A 17,876-nucleotide genomic window follows, 5' to 3' on the forward strand; every position below is an offset into this window, starting at 1 on the left:
ATTTTAACTACAAAGTGAACAAAGCTTTTCACAGAGTTTCACAAAGAAAATTAAAGCCAGCCCACGGTCTGACGCATTTAGCGTCTTACCGTTAAATGTAAAAAAGGGATTACCACTATTCATGCAATTAAATTTAGATTTGGTCACTTTTAACTCCGGTCATCAATCAACTTTAGCTGTATTTTTTTCAGTGACCTTCGTGTAAACCTCAGTGCAACTCAGTGGTTAAACCATTTCAGCTTTAGCTGAATATTTCTTATTGTTCCTTAGTGCAAAACTCAGTGCAATTTAGTGGTTAACCAATTACAGCTTAAGCTGTAATTTCTTTTGTTCTCTCATGTTACTTTGTGGTTGATTTATCAGCTTTAGTTGCATTTTTCTCAGTGACCTTTGTGTAAATCTCAGTGCAACTTAGTGGTTAACCCATTTCAGCTTTAGCTGAATTGCTTTTTGTTTTTTAGCATATTAACTCAGCTGTTAAACTTTTTTGCTTATATTTTTTATCTGTTTATTGCAATTCAAATTTTAATCTCATAAATTTATAATTGAGTAGAAATTCTACTCGTTTTGCATTACAGAAAATAGCTCTTTACTAGGTTCCGAATGGGACTGAAAGGGCGGAGCTGAAGTTAATTACGAATTACGAATTATTTAATTAGGAATTGAAGATTGAATCAAACAACAGAAGTAAAGGTCAGTACCGCAGGTCAGACCGGTTTTAATTAATGATTAGTGATTTTTAATTGATATGTCGAGCTTCAAACTTCAACTTTACATCAATTTTTGACAGCCTATAGCCACAAAGTAAGACAAAAGCAGACTGAATAATTATTACTACCAACAAAACTTCCCACTTCTCCCGATTCGTTACTCTCGGGATCTCCGTTACGCTGCGACAACCTTTACACCTGAAAACTTGTAAATTCGACAACTTGACAACCTGACAACGCGTCAACTTGCCAACCTAATAATGTTAGACACCCTCATCACCTCAAAAACCCGAATCAAACTCCTGCTGAAATTCTTCTTGAATGCTCAGACGAAGAGTTATTTACGATCCTTGGAAGGAGAATTTGGAGAGAGCACTAATGCCATCCGATTGGAACTCAATAAATTTGAGGAAGCAGGTATGCTAAAAGCTGATGTGGAAGGCAATAAAAAAGTGTATCAAGCCAACACAAAACATCCCTTATTTGAGGAAATACACAGTATTATTAAGAAATATATTGGCATTGACCGAGTGATTGAACAAATAATAGGAAATGTAGGGCAATTGGAAAAGGTCTACTTAATTGGAGATTACGCTAAAGGGGTTGATGGTGGTATTATTGATTTTTTATTGGTAGGCAATCATTTTAATTATGACTACATAGCGAATATGACCGGCATAGCCGAAAAGAAAATAGATCGTAAAATAAGGTTTTTGTATATGAACCCGGATGAGTTTGTTGGGCAGGTGCCCACTGCGGAAGCGGGTTTGCTGCTGTGGGAAAACTAAAGTAATTAATAATTAATAATTATCGAATTAAGAATTTGTCAGATATTCCCGTCATTGCGAGGAACGAAGCAATCTCAGCTAGTCCTTGTTTGTAATGAGGGGTTCACTAATCATTGAGTTTTTAACTCAGTTCGAACTAAGTGAGAGTAATTGTGGCTGCTTTTTTTGTTCCCTACGTTCCGGGACGGGTTTTGTCTCTGTTTTGGTTAAATAAACAGCCTTCGCGATGAATATGGGACAAGTAGCCTGTCCATCAAAGTCAAAATAAATACTGAACTTTTTATGAGTTTTATTTTTTATAGATTTGTAAGAGTTAATTAAATTTAAGGGTCATGAACATTGAAGCACGAAAAATATCGTTTATTCAAGAATTTCTGAAGATACAGAATGAAGATATCATCAATAGTTTAGAGCAAATTTTGAAAAAGAGGAAGTTAGAATCATATGATGAAAATTTAAAACCTATGAGTACTGAGCAGCTAAATTCAGAAATTGACAAAGCAATGGAAGATTCTAAAAATGGAAGAATGACTAAAGCATCTGAACTGAAAGCGAAGTATAAGTAATGGAATTAGAGGTTTACTGGCTTGAATTAGCAAAAAGCAAATTAGACGATATTTACGATTACTACACATATAAAGCCAGTAGGAAAACAGCCAAATCCTTAGTAGATGGGATAATTGATAAGACCCTCCAATTAGTTGATCAGCCTTTTGTAGGTCAAATTGAAGAAAACTTAATTAATAGACCAGAAAAATTTAGATACTTAGTTTATAAAAATTATAAAATCATTTATTGGGTAAATACTGACAAAAAGAGGATAGAAATTGCCAATGTATTTGATACCAGACAAGATCCCGATAAGTTAGGAGAAAATGCTGCAACTTAAGAAATATTTCTCCTTGCATAAACTTTGCGCCTCCCGACTTTCAGTACGGGACAGGTTCCGCGGCTCTGCGTGAAATTTTAGCAGCCTTTGGCTATCTTTTGTGTTCTATTGTTTCTTTGTGGTGAAAAACAATCAGCTTTAGCTGATATTTTCTCAGTGACCTTTGTGAAAAACTTAGAGAAACTTAGTGGTTAAACCTTTACAGCCTTAGGCTGTCCTTTTGTTTTCTTTTGTCACTTTTGTGGTAAAGAATTAATCAGCTTTAGCTGATTTAATCTCAGTCTTAGACTGTAAAAATAAAATCTTAGAAATTTGAAAAAAATATTAGTAACAGGTTCAGCGGGGTTTATTGGCTTCCACCTTACCAAAGCTTTGTTAGAACGAGGCGATACAATTATCGGCTACGACAACATCAACGATTACTACGATGTAAACCTCAAGTATGGCCGCCTCAACGAACTCGGCATCAAAAGAGAACTCGTTCAAGACCATCAATTAGTACTCAGTTCACAATACCCGAATTACCGCTTTGTCAAAGCCGACTTATGCGATAGAGAATACCTATACAAATTATTTGAAAAAGAAAAATTTGACCATGTAATCAACCTGGCAGCACAAGCAGGCGTGCGCTATTCAGTAGAAAACCCCCAAGCTTATTTGGACGCCAACGTACAAGGCTTTTTAAATATACTCGAAGCTTGCAGACATTACCCCGTTAAGCATTTAGTTTACGCCTCATCCAGCTCGGTTTACGGCAGCAATACCCAAATGCCCTTTTCAGTGCACCACCATACTGACCACCCATTATCACTCTATGCCGCCACTAAAAAGAGCAATGAAATGATGGCGCATACTTACAGCCATTTATTCAATATTGCCACTACAGGCATACGATTTTTCACCGTTTACGGCAGCTGGGGCAGACCTGATATGGCACTTTTCCTCTTTGCAGAAGCTATAAGGAAAGGAGAAAAGTTGAAAGTATTCAACCATGGCAAAATGGAAAGAGATTTTACCTATGTAGGGGATATTGTTCAAGGTGTAATGGCAGCCTTAGATCAACCGGCTAAATCAAATCCTGAATTTGACAATGCCAAGCCTGATGCCGGAAGTTCTCATGCGCCTTACAGACTTTACAACATTGGAAATAATCAACCAGTAAAACTAATGGATTATATTGAAGTCTTGGAAAAAGCCATGGGTAAAACAGCTGAAAAAGAATTTTTGCCCATGCAGCCTGGTGATGTTCAAAAAACTTATGCTGACGTACAAGATTTAATCAATGATTTTAATTATCAACCTAATACACCTTTGGAAAAAGGGATAGGGGAGTTTGTGGCTTGGTTTATAGCTTATAAGAATTTAGAGAATAAGTAAATAATAAATATCGCTTTATCAATTATTATTTAAAATTGTATAAATGGAATTATTAAATAAAAAAATATTAGTTACAGGAGCAGATGGTTTTATAGGAAGTCATTTGACAGAAAAATTGGTGGATGAAGGCTATAAAGTAAAAGCATTTGTTTATTATAATTCTTTTAATTCATGGGGATGGTTGGATACTTTACCAAAAGAAAAATTAGCTAAGATTGAAATATTTTCCGGGGATATTCGTGATCCTAATGGGGTAAGAACTGCCATGAAGGATGTGGATATTGTTTTTCATTTAGCAGCTTTAATTGCTATACCCTTTAGTTACCATTCTCCCGATTCGTATGTAGATACTAATATTAAAGGAACGCTTAATATAGTTCAAGCTGCAAAAGATTTTGGAACTGAAAGAGTTTTAGTTACCTCCACTTCTGAAGTCTACGGTACGGCTCAATTTGTACCTATAACTGAAGAACATCCCAAACAACCACAATCTCCATATTCAGCAAGTAAAATAGGGGCTGATTGCATAGCCGAGTCATTTTACCGTAGCTTTGATTTACCCATTACCATCGTAAGGCCTTTTAATACCTATGGACCAAGGCAATCTGCCAGAGCTATAATTCCAACCATAATTTCTCAATTGCTTAAAGGAGCAACTGAAATTAAGTTAGGAGATTTAAGACCTACCCGTGATTTGCTTTTTGTAGAAGATACTGCAAATGCTTTTATTGAAATTGTGAAATCTGATAAAGCAATAGGAGAGCATATCAATATTGCTACTGAATCCGAAATTTCTATGAAAGAATTAGCGCAAGGTCTAATTGATATCATTAATCCTAAAGCGAAAATCATAACGGATGAAGAAAGATTGAGACCTGAAAAAAGTGAGGTGTTTAGATTATTTGGTTCAGCTCAAAAAATTAAAAAATTAACGAACTGGAAACCACAAAATGATTTGACTACTGGATTAAATAAAACAATTGAATGGTTTTCAAAAGAAGAAAATCTTAAGAATTATAAAACCGATATTTACAACCTTTAAGATTCTATATTGTTTTTTGATAAATAGAAATTAGATATGAAAGAATATTATATAATTGGATCATCTGGCTTTGCAAAAGAAGTATATTTTTTAGCTGAGAATACTTTAGATAAAGAAATTCAATTTAGTGGATTTATAGATTTTAGACCAAAAGAGAAAGAAATAGTAGTTAGAGGTAGAAAAGAGAGAGTGATTGATGAGAATTACTTTCTCTCCAATATTAAACCGAATGAGAATATTTCCCTTTTTATGGGAATTGGAGACCCTAAATTAATTAATAAACTTTCAATTACCTTTAAAGCTTATAAGTTTCCCAATCTAATAAATAAAAAATTTGTAATGGATCATTCCATTTCTATGGGTTCAGGAAATATTATAACTTTTGGATGTGTTTTTACAGTAGATATTACGATAGGTTCCTTCAACATTTTTAACTTAAATAGTACTATTGGTCATGATACTGAAATAGGTTCGAGTAATGTTTTTAACCCAGGGACAAACATCAGTGGTGGAGTAATAATAGGAGATACAAATTTATTAGGTACAAATTCAACAGTTTTACAATATAAAAATATTGGAAATAATAATACTGTCGGAGCATCTTGTTTAATTAACAAAGATTTTGATTCCGGCAATCTAATCGTTGGTATACCCGGTAAAGTTTTGAAAAGATGAAAAATAAAGTAGTAATAATAGCAGAAGCTGGAGTTAATCATAATGGCAGTTTTAATAATGCTTTAAAGTTAGTGGATGCAGCAGTGTTTGCTGGTGCTGATTTTATTAAATTTCAAACGTTTAGAACGGAACTGAATATTTCTAGAACAGCTTCAAGGGCAGCATATCAAATTAATAATACTAAATCAGATGAAAGTCAGTTTGATATGGTAAAAAAACTTGAACTGTCATTTGAACAGTTTTTAGAAATTAAAAAATATTGTGATAAAAAGAACATTGGTTTTGTATCAACAGGATTTGACATTCCAAGTCTTGACTTTTTAGAAACTTTAAACCCTACATTTTACAAGATTCCTTCAGGTGAAATTACCAATAAACCTTATCTACAACATATCGCCAAGATAAAAAAAGCAATTGTACTTTCCACAGGAATGGCAGATATGCAGGAAATAAAAGTGGCTTTGAATATATTAATAGAAGCAGGATTGGATAAATCGAAATTAACTGTTTTACATTGTAATACAGAATACCCAACTCCAATGTCAGATGTGAATCTTAAAGCTATGTTGCACATCAAGGAAGAATTGGATGTTGGTATAGGATATTCTGATCATACCTTAGGTATAGAGGTACCAATAGCGGCAGTTGCTTTAGGAGCCACTGTAATTGAAAAACATTTTACATTGGATAGAAACTTACCCGGTCCTGACCATAAAGCGTCACTCGAGCCGGGGGAATTGAAACAAATGGTTCAATCGATAAGAAATATCGAAATAGCCATTGGTGGGAGCGGTAGAAAGGAGCCAAGCGAAAGCGAAATACCCAATAAGGCGATTGCCAGAAAATCGATTCATTTATTGAAATCACTAAAAGCAGGACATAATTTACAAGAGTCAGATTTGATTATGAGAAGACCTGGTGATGGTATCAGCCCTATGGAGATTGATCAGGTAGTAGGTAAAAAGCTTAAATGTGACCTGCAGGAAGATGTAAAACTTTCACAGGATCATTTAGAATGAAAAAGGTTTTAGTACTTACAAGTTCAAGAGCTGATTATGGGATATATCTTCCCCTTTTAAAGAAGTTAAGAGCTTCTAAAGAAATTGAAATTGAAATTCTTGCATTCGGAACCCATTTATCCAAATTTCATGGCTACTCTATTGATGGAATAATCAAAGATGGATTTGAAGTAAGTTACAAAATCAGTAGCCTTGTTTTAGGTGATACAACCAGAGATATAGCTAACTCCTACGCCTTAACTGCTCAAAAATTCGCTGACTTTTGGAACGATCATGCTAACCAGTTTGAGTGGGTGCTTGTATTAGGAGATAGATTTGAAATGGCTGCTGCAGTAGCTGCAGGAATACCTTTTAATATTAATTTTGCACATATAGCGGGGGGGAGACTACTTTAGGTGCAATAGATAATATTTATAGACATAATATTTCGTTGGCTTCAAAACTGCATTTTGTTTCGCTTCCTCAATTTAAGGATCGGCTTAATGGTATTTTAGGAGATAGTGATAATATTCATATAATTGGTGCGCTAAGTCTGGATAATCTGAAAGATATTAAGCTCTTGAATAAACAAGAATTTAACTTAAAATGGGGAATAAATCTGGATAAACCAACGGTTTTAATTACTGTCCATCCGGAAACAGTAACTTCTGAAATAAATAAATTGTACGCTGAAGAGTTAATTATTGCATTGACTAAACTTTCGATGCAGTACCAACTAGTTATTACTATGCCTAATGCAGACACATTAGGTAGTCTCTACAGAGATAAATTTGAAATCCTAAAAACTGCACATCCGGAACAAGTATTTTTAATTGAGAATTTTGGGACTCAGTCTTACTTTACAGCAATGAAATATTCGGATATAATGCTAGGAAACACTTCAAGTGGTATTACTGAAGCAGCTAGCTTTAATAAATACGTAATTAATGTTGGAGATAGGCAGAAAGGGAGAATAGCGAGTGAGAATGTAATCCATACTCAATTTAGCAAAGAAGCAATTTTGAAGGCTGTCAAGAAAATAGGAAATAAAGAGTTTAAAGGTCAAAATATTTATTATCATGGTAATGCCTCTGAAAAAATTGTGCAAATAATTGAAAAGTTATGACCTTTAAAAAACATTTAATAAAACAAAATTGCACTGTAAAAGAGGCTTTGGCAAAGCTTGATCTACTAGCAGCGGATGCCATTTTATTTGTGGTAGATGAGGATCAGAAATTAGTGGGTTCACTTACAGATGGAGATGTAAGAAGGGGGTTATTAAAGGATATGTCAATTAATCAAAAAGTAGTTGATTTTATACAACCCACCCCTAAGTTTATTATAAAATCAAATTATAATGTAGAAGATTTGGATTACTTTAGAAAAGCGAATTTAAAGATAATTCCTGTTTTAAATGATTCGCATCAAGTTGTAAATGTTATAAATTTTAGATTTCTTAAATCCTATTTACCCATTGATGTGATTATCATGGCAGGGGGTAAAGGGACAAGATTGAAGCCTTTGACAGATAAAATTCCAAAACCACTATTGAAAGTAGCTGATAAACCGATAATCGAACATAATATTGATCGATTAATCAGCTATGGAATAGATGATTTCTGGCTTTCCATTAACTATTTTGGCAATCAGTTAAAAGATTATTTTAAAAATGGGGAGAGCAAAGGAGTTCAAATAGATTATGTTACTGAGGACAAGCCATTGGGGACTATAGGAGCGGTTCGAGCTATAAAAAACTTGAAACATGATACAGTCTTAATCACTAATTCTGATATACTAACTAATCTTGATTATGAAGACTTTTATAAGGATTTCATTCAGTCAGATGCAGATTTAAGTGTGGTTACCATTCCTTATGAAGTTTTAATACCTTATGCGGTTTTAGAGACAGAAAAAGAAAGAGTTAAATCTTTTAAGGAAAAGCCTACCTACACTTATTATTCGAATGGTGGGATTTATTTGATTAAAAAAGAATTATTGAATTTGATCCCTGAGAATGAATTTTACAATGCCACTGATTTGATGGCAGAATTGATTAAACAAGGAAAAAAAGTAAAATCTTATCCTTTAATAGGCTATTGGTTAGATATTGGAAAGCACGAAGATTTTAAAAAAGCACAGGAAGATTTTAAATATATCAAGTTTTAATGAAGCCTTTAGTAATTATACCAGCAAGAGGTGGTTCAAAAGGTGTACCACGCAAAAACATTAAAGAGCTAGGAGGGAAGCCATTAATTTATTACACTATTGAAGCAGCCAGAGAGGTTTTTGAGGATAAACACATAATTGTCAGTACAGATGATGAAGAGATTAAAGCGGTAGTGGAAAAAACAGGGCTAAAAGTTCCTTTTACTAGGCCAGCAATATTAGCTACTGATGAAGCAGGAACACATGAAGTATTAATGCATGCAATTAAATTTTCAGAAGAAAATGGTTACCACCCTGATGTACTAATTTTATTGCAACCTACTTCTCCCTTTAGAACAGAAACACATATTAAAGAAGCATTAGCGTTATATCATGATGGGTTAGATATGGTAGTTTCAGTTAAAGAAACCAAATCTAATCCTTATTATGTGCTTTTTGAAGAGGATAAAAACGGTTACTTAAGAAAATCCAAAGAGGGTGATTTTACTAGAAGACAAGATGTACCTAAGGTTTGGGAGTACAATGGCTCCATATACATAATAAGTATTAATTCTTTAAAAAAAAACCCACTGCACTCATTTAAGAAAATTAGAAAGTTTGTAATGAATGATTTTTCCTCTCATGACATAGATAACCAAATTGATTGGCTTTCAGCTGAAAGTATAATTTTTGGTAATGTTCTTAAATCCTAATGTTAAAAAAGCTTTTTTCTCATACAGCTATTTATGGTCTAGCTCCACAAATAACCAAAGTAGCTAGCTTTTTTTCACTTCCTTTAATAACTCAAGAATTAACGGAGCTAGATTATGGTGTTGCAGGGGTTTTGACTGCCTACACATCTGCATTAGCGGTTTTATCTATCTTAGGGATGAGAGTAGTTCTGGTTAATGCTTTTTTTAAATCACCGCAACAGTATAAATGGGGCTGGCGCCAAATCTATGGATTTCTGACTATGTGGAATATAGTATATGGCATTTTACTAGGGGCATTGATATTTTTAATTGTGCCTTCTGAGGCTAATGATGACAGGTTATTGATTACAGTACTTCATATTGGACCTATCATTTTCTTTGGTCCTACTGCCAATATTTGTAGCACATATTATCAGCTAAGGCAAAAGCCTTTGCAAATAGCAGTTCGTTCAATCATTTTTGGTTTTCTAGCTATTGGTTTAAATATATTATTTATAGTGTATTATAAAATGGGCTACATGGGTTGGTTTTGGTCAGCATTTTTAGTGGGTATTTTTAATAATCTTTCCTTTTACTATCCTTTAAACTATATTTTGAAACTTAAACCTATTTTTAATTTTAAATGGCGATACCTTAAATCCTCTCTAAAAGTGAGTTTACCGATGGTTCCTCATTATTATTCTGGCTATTTGCTTGAAAATTCAGACAAAATGGTAATGGATTTAAGCGGAATAAATACCGGTAATATAGGTAAATATAATGTTGCTTATACTGTTGGTAAATTTACCAATAGTTTAGGTATGGCTAGCGGTTTAGCAATAGGCCCTATGTTAATAAAGTATTACAAAGAGGGAAATGATTTGGAAGCATCTCGTTTAGTTTTCATACTGCAGATTGCTTTTTTCTGTATTACAACCTTATTAAGCTTATGGATGAAAGAAGCCTTTGCATTCCTGATTAGAAATGAAGTTTTGGCTTCAATGTATTATTTAGGTATTATAATTGTAATGGCATATAATTATCGTCCGATGTACTTAGGCTTTAGTACTAAAACTATGTATAATGAAAAAACTAGCATTATGTGGAGAGTGACTTTTGGTGCAGGTATTATCAATGTGTTGCTAAATGTCATTTTGTTACCCATTTATGGCTTTGAGGTAGCCGCAATTACCACTTTTATAGCTTACATGTTTATGGGGTATGCTGGTTATTATTTCAAGATGTTTAAGGAGATTAACACCATTTCCTACTACCCCATATTGTGGTTGGGGGGCACTGTAGTTTCAACTATATTTGTATTTTTTGCTGTGGAGTTATTGGTCTTATATAAGTTAATAATATCTTTTCTTATAATAACTGTCGGAGGTTTTGCAATTTATTTTTTAAATAGAAAATTAAATGGATTATCAAAGTAGAAAAGATTTAATTGATAAACTACAGGAATTAGAATTAAAATATGAAGTTCAGGAATGGAAAATTAAAGAAATCCATATTTGGCCGCTAATTAAACAAATTATTTTTTTTTATCATTATCAACAGATTTTCTCGGATGTACATGAGAATACTTTAGAACAAAATGAAGTTAAAGGAATTGTAAATAGAATTTATAATAGAATTAAAAATTTCATTTTTTTCTATAGTATCAAAATTCCAAAAATTGACTTTTTATTCTCCGGAGCTCCTTCACACAGAGTTGATTTTAATGGAAGTTTTATTAACAGGTATTTTGATCCTTTAATTGATATAAATGAAAAAGAGGGGATAAGTTCACTTTTGGTAGAGAATCAAAAATTACCTGCTAAAAAAATAATTTATAAGAAAGAGCGTGTATTAGATGCAACCTCTATATTTCCTGTATTTTTTAAAAGATACCATATAGCTTCTGAATGGAAATTATTGTTTAAAGATAACAAGGGGTTTAAAGAGTTTTTACATGATATTGAGAAAAATGGTGTAATAGACCGGAATATTTTGAATATAAATCTTCAAAAAAAAATTAATCACGTAAAAAGTTGGTCTAACTTCTTTCGGTGGTTAATAAAAAAAACTGAAGCTAAGATGGTTGCGGGAATTTGCTATTATAGTAATGCCATGTATGGGTTAAATTTGGCTGCACATCAATTAAATATTAAGTCCGCAGATATGCAACATGGTGCGCAAGGGAATATGCATATTGCATATAATTTTAATAAAATACCTGATAATGGATATAATATTCTGCCCAAGTATTTTTGGGTATGGGATTTTGAATCAAAAAATCATTTGGAAAATATATTTAAATCTCAAAATTTTCATAAAGTAGTTTTAAAAGGTAATCCGTGGTTTAATTTTATAAAAGAAAACAGTTCAAAATTGAGCATTCGTGAAAATAAACCCCTTATTTTAATATCAGTTCAACCATTAAGAGAAATTTTGAATACAAATATATATGAAATAATAAGGTCAACAGCAAATATGTATGCTTGGTGGATAAGGTTACATCCCAGAATGAGTAAAACAGAAACAGCAAATTTTATTTCTGAATTGAAATTCAACCAAGTTTATGATAAAATAAATATAAAGGAAGCCTCTAATCTGCCGCTACCGATAATATTACAAAATGCTAAATTACATATCTCCAAATATTCAGGAACCATTTCAGAGGCTGCTATGATGCAAGTACCAAGTTTGATTATTGATGAAATCGGTACAAAAACTTATGATAATTTAATAGAGAAAGGGATTGCCTATAATGGATTGAATCTAACAAGCGCATTAATTGAAAAAATAATTTCAGAAAAATAAATGGGACTATCAAACTTGAAAATATTTAGATTTCTAATATTTAGGATTAAAAATATATTAAATAGTTACAATCATTTTGAGGGTAAGAATATAATTGGAAAGAACTGCAAGATATATGGCACACATTTAAAAGGAAATATAAATGTAGGTGATTTTTCTTCATTAAAATATACTACTTTAAATGGTAACATCTCCATAGGTAAATTTTCCCAGTTAAACGGACCAAATATTCACATAAATGGTAAAATGAAAGGCGTTTCAATAGGTAATTATTGTTCTATTGCTCGTGGTGTAATAATACAAGAGGTCAATCATAAATTTGAAAAAGTCAGTACATTTTACTTTAATAAACATATTTTTAAGAATAGTGAATATACAGATGAAATTACAAAAGGAAAGATACAAATAGGTAATGATGTATGGATTGGCGCTAATTCAATGATTTTGTCAGGTGTAAAAATTGGGGATGGAGCTGTTATTGCTGCAGGTTCAGTTGTTACAAAAGATGTTTTAGATTATGCTATTGTTGGTGGATCACCAGCAAGATTAATTAAGATGAGGTTTTCTGATGAAATAATTTTAAAACTTAAGAATCTTAAATGGTGGGACTGGTCATTAGAGAAGATTAAAAAAAACAGTGTTTTTTTTATGGAAAATATTTCTGAACTAGATCTGAATTCATTGAATGAGTAAAAATAAAACCAAAATCTTTCTCTATGCCCACATCAATAACATAGGAGCTTTTAATTTAAACTGCAGGACTATTGCTAAATATATTGATAAGAAAAGGTTTGAAGTTTATACTTTATCACTATCATCTGGAAATCTTGACACTCCAAATTTTAAAGGAGTTAAAATTTTTAATTGTTTCTACCCAGCTAAAATATCAAATTATTTAGGTATTCTTTGGGGTATCTATAATTGTGATGTAGCCTACATACCAGGTGGGAATTTTTATCGATATATAAATTTTTTATTAAAACTTTTTAAAAAACCTTCTTTCAAGCGACAAGGGAATTTAATCGATGAAAAAGCCTTGAAGTCTTTTCTGCCAATCATAAGAAAAACTGAAAATTTAAAACGGGTTTACAATTTTCATACTAAAGTATTAGCGCCATCGAAATTCGTAGGTGAATACAATTATAAGAAATGGGATTTGAAATATGATTCCACTGTTTTTATGCCACCCTTTATGGATTCTGATTCATTTACTAAAAAAATCATTTATAATGAAACGGTTAAAGATATAATTTTTATTGGAAATGATATGGAAAGGAAAGGCATCCATGAGTTTTTGGATATAGCTTTTAAATTTCCAGAATTAAATTTTCATATTGTTGGCAGAGACACTGTTTTAGATGGTATTTTAAATCAAGTATATAGAAAGCAGTTGAAAAATATAAAATATCATGGTGAATTATGCCCTGATAAATTGAATTCTTTATTGGTTAACGAAATAGATTTACATGTTTTTCCTAGTAAGTCTGAAGGATTTGGGAAAGTTACAATTGAAACTGCCTTTTGTGGTATCCCATCTATAATTTATGGTACTTATGGGGCAGAAGAATGGCTCAAATCAGGTGATGAAGGAATCATTGCAAGTTCATTTGATGATTTTATTTTATATATCGATCAATTATCTAAAGACAAAGATTATTATTCTAAACTAATTAAAGGTACAGATGATTTAGCCAACAGATTTGAAATTAGAAAGAGGATTAAAGTGTTTGAAAAAGTTTCGATTGAGCTTACAAAAAATGAATAACATAATCTACCATATAGGCTTTCCAAAAACAGGAACAACATATCTACAGAATAGAATATTTCCACTTTTGAATTTAGAATATTTCAATTTGGAGCAATCAGCTTCAATTTTCAGTAATTTGATTTTTGCAGATGATTTGGAATTTCAACAGCCTGATTTGAAAATACAAAATGGTAATAATTACTTATTTTCTCATGAGGGACTGATTAATCCATTATTTATTTATGGTGGCATAAATAAAAGTAAAATTGCTAAAAGGTTATATAATTTAAGTGAAGATAATAATGGAACTAGTAAAGTAATTATTAGCATACGCAAACAGGAGGACCTAATTAGGTCCTTGTATTGCCAATATTTAAATCAAGGCGGCACATTTAATTTTGATCAATTCATTTTTAGCAATAAAGGGAGCCAAAATTTAACTTTATTTAATCCTGATTATTTGAATTATTACAATATAGTTAAATGCTATCAAGATATATTTGGTTCTGAAAACGTCATGGTTTTGTTACAAGAGAAATTTATAGACAATGAGGAGGATTTGTTAAAATCAATTAGTGATTTTTGTAATGTTTGTATTTTAGAGGATATACAAATTCGAAATTTGCAAAATAGTAGCTTGTCAAGGTTTAGTTATAAAGTATTAAGAGTTTCAAATTATTTTTCTTCTAGTTATTTTATTCCAAATGGTTTTATACCCTTTTTGAAGAATGGACATGTGAAAAAACAATTGAAAAGGTTTGACAGAATTTTTAAAAACAAAAAATATCAACCTAAAGTAAAAAAAAGCAATGTCTCAAAATTTGAGGAGTTGCTTAATAAATATAAGGAAGGGAATAGGATGTTAGACAACATAATTAAAGAAGATTTATTAAAATTTAAATATTATTAATGCCTAACATCCAAATTATAATTCAAGCTCGTCTTTCTTCCACAAGAATGCCTCAAAAGGTTTTAAAGCCATTTTATGGTTCTCAGAGTATATTAGATATTCAGTTAAAAGTCATAAAGCAAGATTCTAAATTTCCACTAATAATAGCTACTACCGATCAGCCAGCTGACGATAAAATAGAAGAATTTGCAAATCTACATCAGGTGGAACTTTTCAGAGGGAGTGAGGAAGATGTATTAAGTCGTTTTATTCAGTCTTCTGATACTAATTTTATTGTAAGGATATGCTCTGATAATCCTTTTATGCAACTTGGCAGTATCAATGAGTTTTTAAAGTCTATGAAGTCGGATACTGATTATATTTCTTTTGCTGATGTCCACGGTACTCCCGCTATTCGTACTCATTGGGGATTATATCCTGAAATTGTGAGTAGAAAGGCTTTGGTACAAGCACATAAAGAAACCGAAAATTCTGAAAATGGAGCATTTTATAGGGAGCATGTCACCAATTACATTTATGGAAATCCAGATAAATTTAATGTGAAATTACTTCCTGCCCCTGAAATTATCAAAAACAGAAAGGATTTGAGGTTTACCATTGATACGCCTGAAGATTTTGAAAATATGCAGAAGCTGTATAAGATCATTCAGATAAATGGTGGGGATTTTTCTTTGGAGAATTTAGTGAGAACTGCTGATGAGCATAAAGAGATTAAGGCGGTGATGGGCGAGGGGATAGCTAAGTTCAGTAAGTAAGGTTTCACGTACAAAAGGTTTCACGCAAAGGCCGCAGAAGTGATTTGACGCAAAGTGCGCAAAGAAAAAAATAAGAAAAAAACAAAAACTTTAATTCAATTCAGCAAGGCATTATTTGTTTAGTTAATGCCTTGCAATTAACTTTAATTTTAATAAAACCTTTGCGCACTTTGCGTTTTAGTCTTAGCGCTCTTTGCGGGAAACCAAATGTCTATGAAGAACACATACTTAATCGGAGAAATCGGTCAAAACCACAACGGCTCCGTAGATATAGCCAAATTATTAATTGATAAAGCAGCTAAAGAAGTGGTAGATCCTCTTTTTGGGCAGCACCTCAAGCCTTGGGATGCAGTAAAGCTGACCAAACGGGATTTAAGCGAAGAGCTTTCTGCTTCGGCTATGGCTAAGCCTTATGATAATCCTAATAGTTTTGGAGCAACCTATGGCGAGCACCGTGCAGCTATTGAACTGAATGATGAACAACACTTTGAGCTTTATCAATATGCTAAAAGTTACGGACTTGATTTTGTAGAAACCCTTTGTGCTACAGGCTGCTTATCCATGATGCGTTATTTTGAACCGGACAGACTAAAAGTAGCCAGCCGTGATTTAACCAATCTGCCTTTATTGGAGGCCTTAGCTGAAACTAAAATTCCTATTATTTTTTCTACCGGTATGGGCGGAGTAAAGGAAATCGATAATGCCTTAGAAGTAATCACCAAGCATCATGAAAAAATTACGATTTTGCATTGCCTGTCGCAATATCCTTCTGAGTACAAAAACATAAATCTTAATAGTATTCATTTCTTAAAAGAGCGCTATCCCAATTATATCATTGGCTATTCCGATCATTCGATTGGAATTTCCATTCCTACTGCAGCGGTAGCCATGGGAGCGGAAGTGATTGAAAAACATATCACTTTAGACCGCAGCATGAAAGGCACTGACCAGAAAGGCTCGTTAGCGCCTGATGGGATGTACAGAATGGTGAGAGATATCCGTAACCTTGAAATGGCATTGGGAGAGAAGAAAAAGGAAACCAGTGAAGCAGTAGAATCAGCTAAAATCAAACTGGAGCGTTCCATAGCTACCAAAATAGAGCTTAAAAAAGGAGATATCATCAAAGAAGAGGATTTACATATGTTGAGCCCTGGAGATGGGTTTAAGTGGGCAGAAAGAGAAAATGTAGTAGGGAAGAAGCTTAATCAGGATGTTCCTAAGGACGAGGTGATCTACAGGAAAATGGTTGATTGACCGCAAAGGCGCTAGGACGCAAAGAAAAAAAGACTAACCGCAGAACCAGTCCCGTACTGCAAGTCGGGAGACGCGGAAGCGCAAAGAATAGCAAAAAAAGTATAATTTAAATTGAATAGATATTTAACTGAAATGGTTTAAAATATTGAAATTTAATTTCAATAGACTAGATTCCCCTCTACAGGGGAATGACGTTCTAATCGAGTTTAGCAGGTAAAACAAATTATGAAATACTATTATTATTAATTGAATTATCTTTACTTAAACTCGACACAATTTGTTCCGAGCGTCATTCCTGTGAAGGCAGGAATCTAAACTTTTTAAGCTTTGCTTAAAATATCTTGTACTGAGATTTGCAGAAATCATTTAAAGTTTGATTCTAAAATCCTAAAAAACGAAATTCATCGAGTTGTAAATAATTTATAAAGACTTAGCGTTCTTTGCGTTTCAACCTTTGCGCTCCTTGCGTGAAACTTGTGCGCAGTTTGCGGTTAACTATTATGCTACCGAAATTAATACTAACAGACATAGACGGAGTATGGACCGATGGCGGGATGTACTACGACCAGTCAGGCAACGAATGGAAAAAATTCAATACTTCCGATTCGGCAGGCGTACTTTTCGCCCGCAAGCTTAATATTGAAATCGGCATCATCACTGGTGAAGACACCCAAATAGTCCAAAGGCGAGCCGATAAACTCAAAATCAAACATCTTTTCATGGGCATAAGCGATAAATTGCCCGTTGCCCAAAAGCTTTGTGATGAATTAGGAATCAGCTTGGAGGAAGTAGCCTACATAGGAGATGACATAGGAGATCTACAGCTATTAAAAGCGGCAGGAATCTCTTCAGCTCCAGGTAATGCCCCTGATTACATTCAAAAGCATGTGGATTATGTAACCACTAAAAAAGGGGGAGAAGGATCGTTTAGAGAGTTCGTTGAGTGGATTATCTCGAAAGAAATGGATATCGAAGATTTATTATAACCGCGAAGACGCTAAGGCGCAAAGTTTTTTTATTTTTAAATTCAGTATCAATTATTACTTAAATATTTATAGAAACAATTAAAATCAGTCTCTTTTTATTTCT

General features: G+C 32.9%; 18 protein-coding genes and 1 pseudogene. All 19 read left to right on the top strand.

The genetic code is table 11. The annotated features are described in order from the left end of the window. The first annotated feature begins 970 nt into the window (after window positions 1-970). Complete coding sequence (locus tag QYS49_RS11765) at window positions 971-1,498, top strand: ArsR family transcriptional regulator (RefSeq protein WP_308347466.1); 528 nt, start codon at window positions 971-973, stop codon at window positions 1,496-1,498. Window positions 1,499-1,830: 332 nt separating this feature from the next. Further along, window positions 1,831-2,064, top strand: coding sequence for a hypothetical protein (locus QYS49_RS11770; RefSeq protein ID WP_308347468.1), 234 nt, complete (start codon window positions 1,831-1,833; stop codon window positions 2,062-2,064). Next, the gene (locus QYS49_RS11775; RefSeq protein WP_308347469.1) at window positions 2,064-2,387 is read left to right on the top strand and encodes a type II toxin-antitoxin system RelE/ParE family toxin; all 324 of its coding nucleotides are present in this window, start codon (window positions 2,064-2,066) and stop codon (window positions 2,385-2,387) included. Before QYS49_RS11770 ends, QYS49_RS11775 begins: the two co-directional genes overlap by 1 nt. 312 nt (window positions 2,388-2,699) lie before the next feature. Continuing rightward, a complete protein-coding gene (locus QYS49_RS11780) occupies window positions 2,700-3,764 on the top strand; it encodes an NAD-dependent epimerase (RefSeq protein WP_308347470.1) in 1,065 nt (354 codons plus the stop codon). Between the two features lie 43 nt (window positions 3,765-3,807). After that, window positions 3,808-4,806 carry an NAD-dependent 4,6-dehydratase LegB gene (locus QYS49_RS11785; RefSeq protein WP_308347471.1) on the top strand — a complete coding sequence of 333 codons (999 nt, stop codon included), beginning with the start codon at window positions 3,808-3,810 and terminating at the stop codon, window positions 4,804-4,806. 36 nt (window positions 4,807-4,842) lie between these two features. Beyond that, window positions 4,843-5,481: an acetyltransferase gene (locus tag QYS49_RS11790; protein WP_308347473.1), complete on the top strand. Its 639-nt coding sequence runs from the start codon at window positions 4,843-4,845 to the stop codon at window positions 5,479-5,481. Beyond that, on the top strand, window positions 5,478-6,500 hold the full coding sequence (neuB, locus tag QYS49_RS11795; RefSeq protein WP_308347474.1) for an N-acetylneuraminate synthase: 1,023 nt from the start codon (window positions 5,478-5,480) through the stop codon (window positions 6,498-6,500). The genes QYS49_RS11790 and neuB overlap by 4 nt, the downstream gene beginning before the upstream one ends. After that, on the top strand, window positions 6,497-6,895 hold the full coding sequence (locus tag QYS49_RS19085; protein ID WP_505307693.1) for a UDP-N-acetylglucosamine 2-epimerase: 399 nt from the start codon (window positions 6,497-6,499) through the stop codon (window positions 6,893-6,895). The genes neuB and QYS49_RS19085 overlap by 4 nt, the downstream gene beginning before the upstream one ends. A 35-nt stretch (window positions 6,896-6,930) precedes the next feature. Continuing rightward, on the top strand, window positions 6,931-7,605 hold the full coding sequence (locus QYS49_RS19090) for a UDP-N-acetylglucosamine 2-epimerase (protein WP_505307694.1): 675 nt from the start codon (window positions 6,931-6,933) through the stop codon (window positions 7,603-7,605). Continuing rightward, on the top strand, window positions 7,602-8,645 hold the full coding sequence (locus QYS49_RS11805) for a nucleotidyltransferase family protein (RefSeq protein WP_308347476.1): 1,044 nt from the start codon (window positions 7,602-7,604) through the stop codon (window positions 8,643-8,645). The genes QYS49_RS19090 and QYS49_RS11805 overlap by 4 nt, the downstream gene beginning before the upstream one ends. Continuing rightward, on the top strand, window positions 8,645-9,337 hold the full coding sequence (locus tag QYS49_RS11810) for an acylneuraminate cytidylyltransferase family protein (protein WP_308347478.1): 693 nt from the start codon (window positions 8,645-8,647) through the stop codon (window positions 9,335-9,337). The genes QYS49_RS11805 and QYS49_RS11810 overlap by 1 nt, the downstream gene beginning before the upstream one ends. Then, complete coding sequence (locus tag QYS49_RS11815) at window positions 9,337-10,752, top strand: lipopolysaccharide biosynthesis protein (protein ID WP_308347479.1); 1,416 nt, start codon at window positions 9,337-9,339, stop codon at window positions 10,750-10,752. Before QYS49_RS11810 ends, QYS49_RS11815 begins: the two co-directional genes overlap by 1 nt. A gap of 358 nt (window positions 10,753-11,110) precedes the next feature. Then, the gene (locus QYS49_RS11820; RefSeq protein WP_308347480.1) at window positions 11,111-12,121 is read left to right on the top strand and encodes a hypothetical protein; all 1,011 of its coding nucleotides are present in this window, start codon (window positions 11,111-11,113) and stop codon (window positions 12,119-12,121) included. Between the two features lie 399 nt (window positions 12,122-12,520). Next, window positions 12,521-12,814, top strand: a pseudogene (locus tag QYS49_RS19055) (CatB-related O-acetyltransferase); the annotation flags it as partial. After that, window positions 12,807-13,886, top strand: a complete 1,080-nt coding sequence (locus QYS49_RS11830) for a glycosyltransferase family 4 protein (protein WP_308347483.1) — start codon at window positions 12,807-12,809, stop codon at window positions 13,884-13,886. The pseudogene QYS49_RS19055 and the gene QYS49_RS11830, both read left to right, overlap by 8 nt. Next, the gene (locus QYS49_RS11835) at window positions 13,879-14,778 is read left to right on the top strand and encodes a hypothetical protein (protein ID WP_308347485.1); all 900 of its coding nucleotides are present in this window, start codon (window positions 13,879-13,881) and stop codon (window positions 14,776-14,778) included. Before QYS49_RS11830 ends, QYS49_RS11835 begins: the two co-directional genes overlap by 8 nt. After that, the gene (locus QYS49_RS11840) at window positions 14,778-15,533 is read left to right on the top strand and encodes a cytidylyltransferase domain-containing protein (protein WP_308347487.1); all 756 of its coding nucleotides are present in this window, start codon (window positions 14,778-14,780) and stop codon (window positions 15,531-15,533) included. Before QYS49_RS11835 ends, QYS49_RS11840 begins: the two co-directional genes overlap by 1 nt. A gap of 213 nt (window positions 15,534-15,746) precedes the next feature. Beyond that, on the top strand, window positions 15,747-16,787 hold the full coding sequence (locus QYS49_RS11845; protein WP_308347488.1) for an N-acetylneuraminate synthase family protein: 1,041 nt from the start codon (window positions 15,747-15,749) through the stop codon (window positions 16,785-16,787). A 500-nt stretch (window positions 16,788-17,287) separates the two neighbouring features. Continuing rightward, a complete protein-coding gene (locus tag QYS49_RS11850) occupies window positions 17,288-17,773 on the top strand; it encodes a 3-deoxy-D-glycero-D-galacto-nonulopyranosonate 9-phosphatase (RefSeq protein ID WP_308347490.1) in 486 nt (161 codons plus the stop codon). Window positions 17,774-17,876: the final 103 nt, after the last annotated feature.

The sequence above is a fragment of the Marivirga salinae genome, from assembly GCF_030503855.1.
Taxonomy (GTDB): Bacteria; Bacteroidota; Bacteroidia; order Cytophagales; family Cyclobacteriaceae; genus Marivirga; species Marivirga salinarum.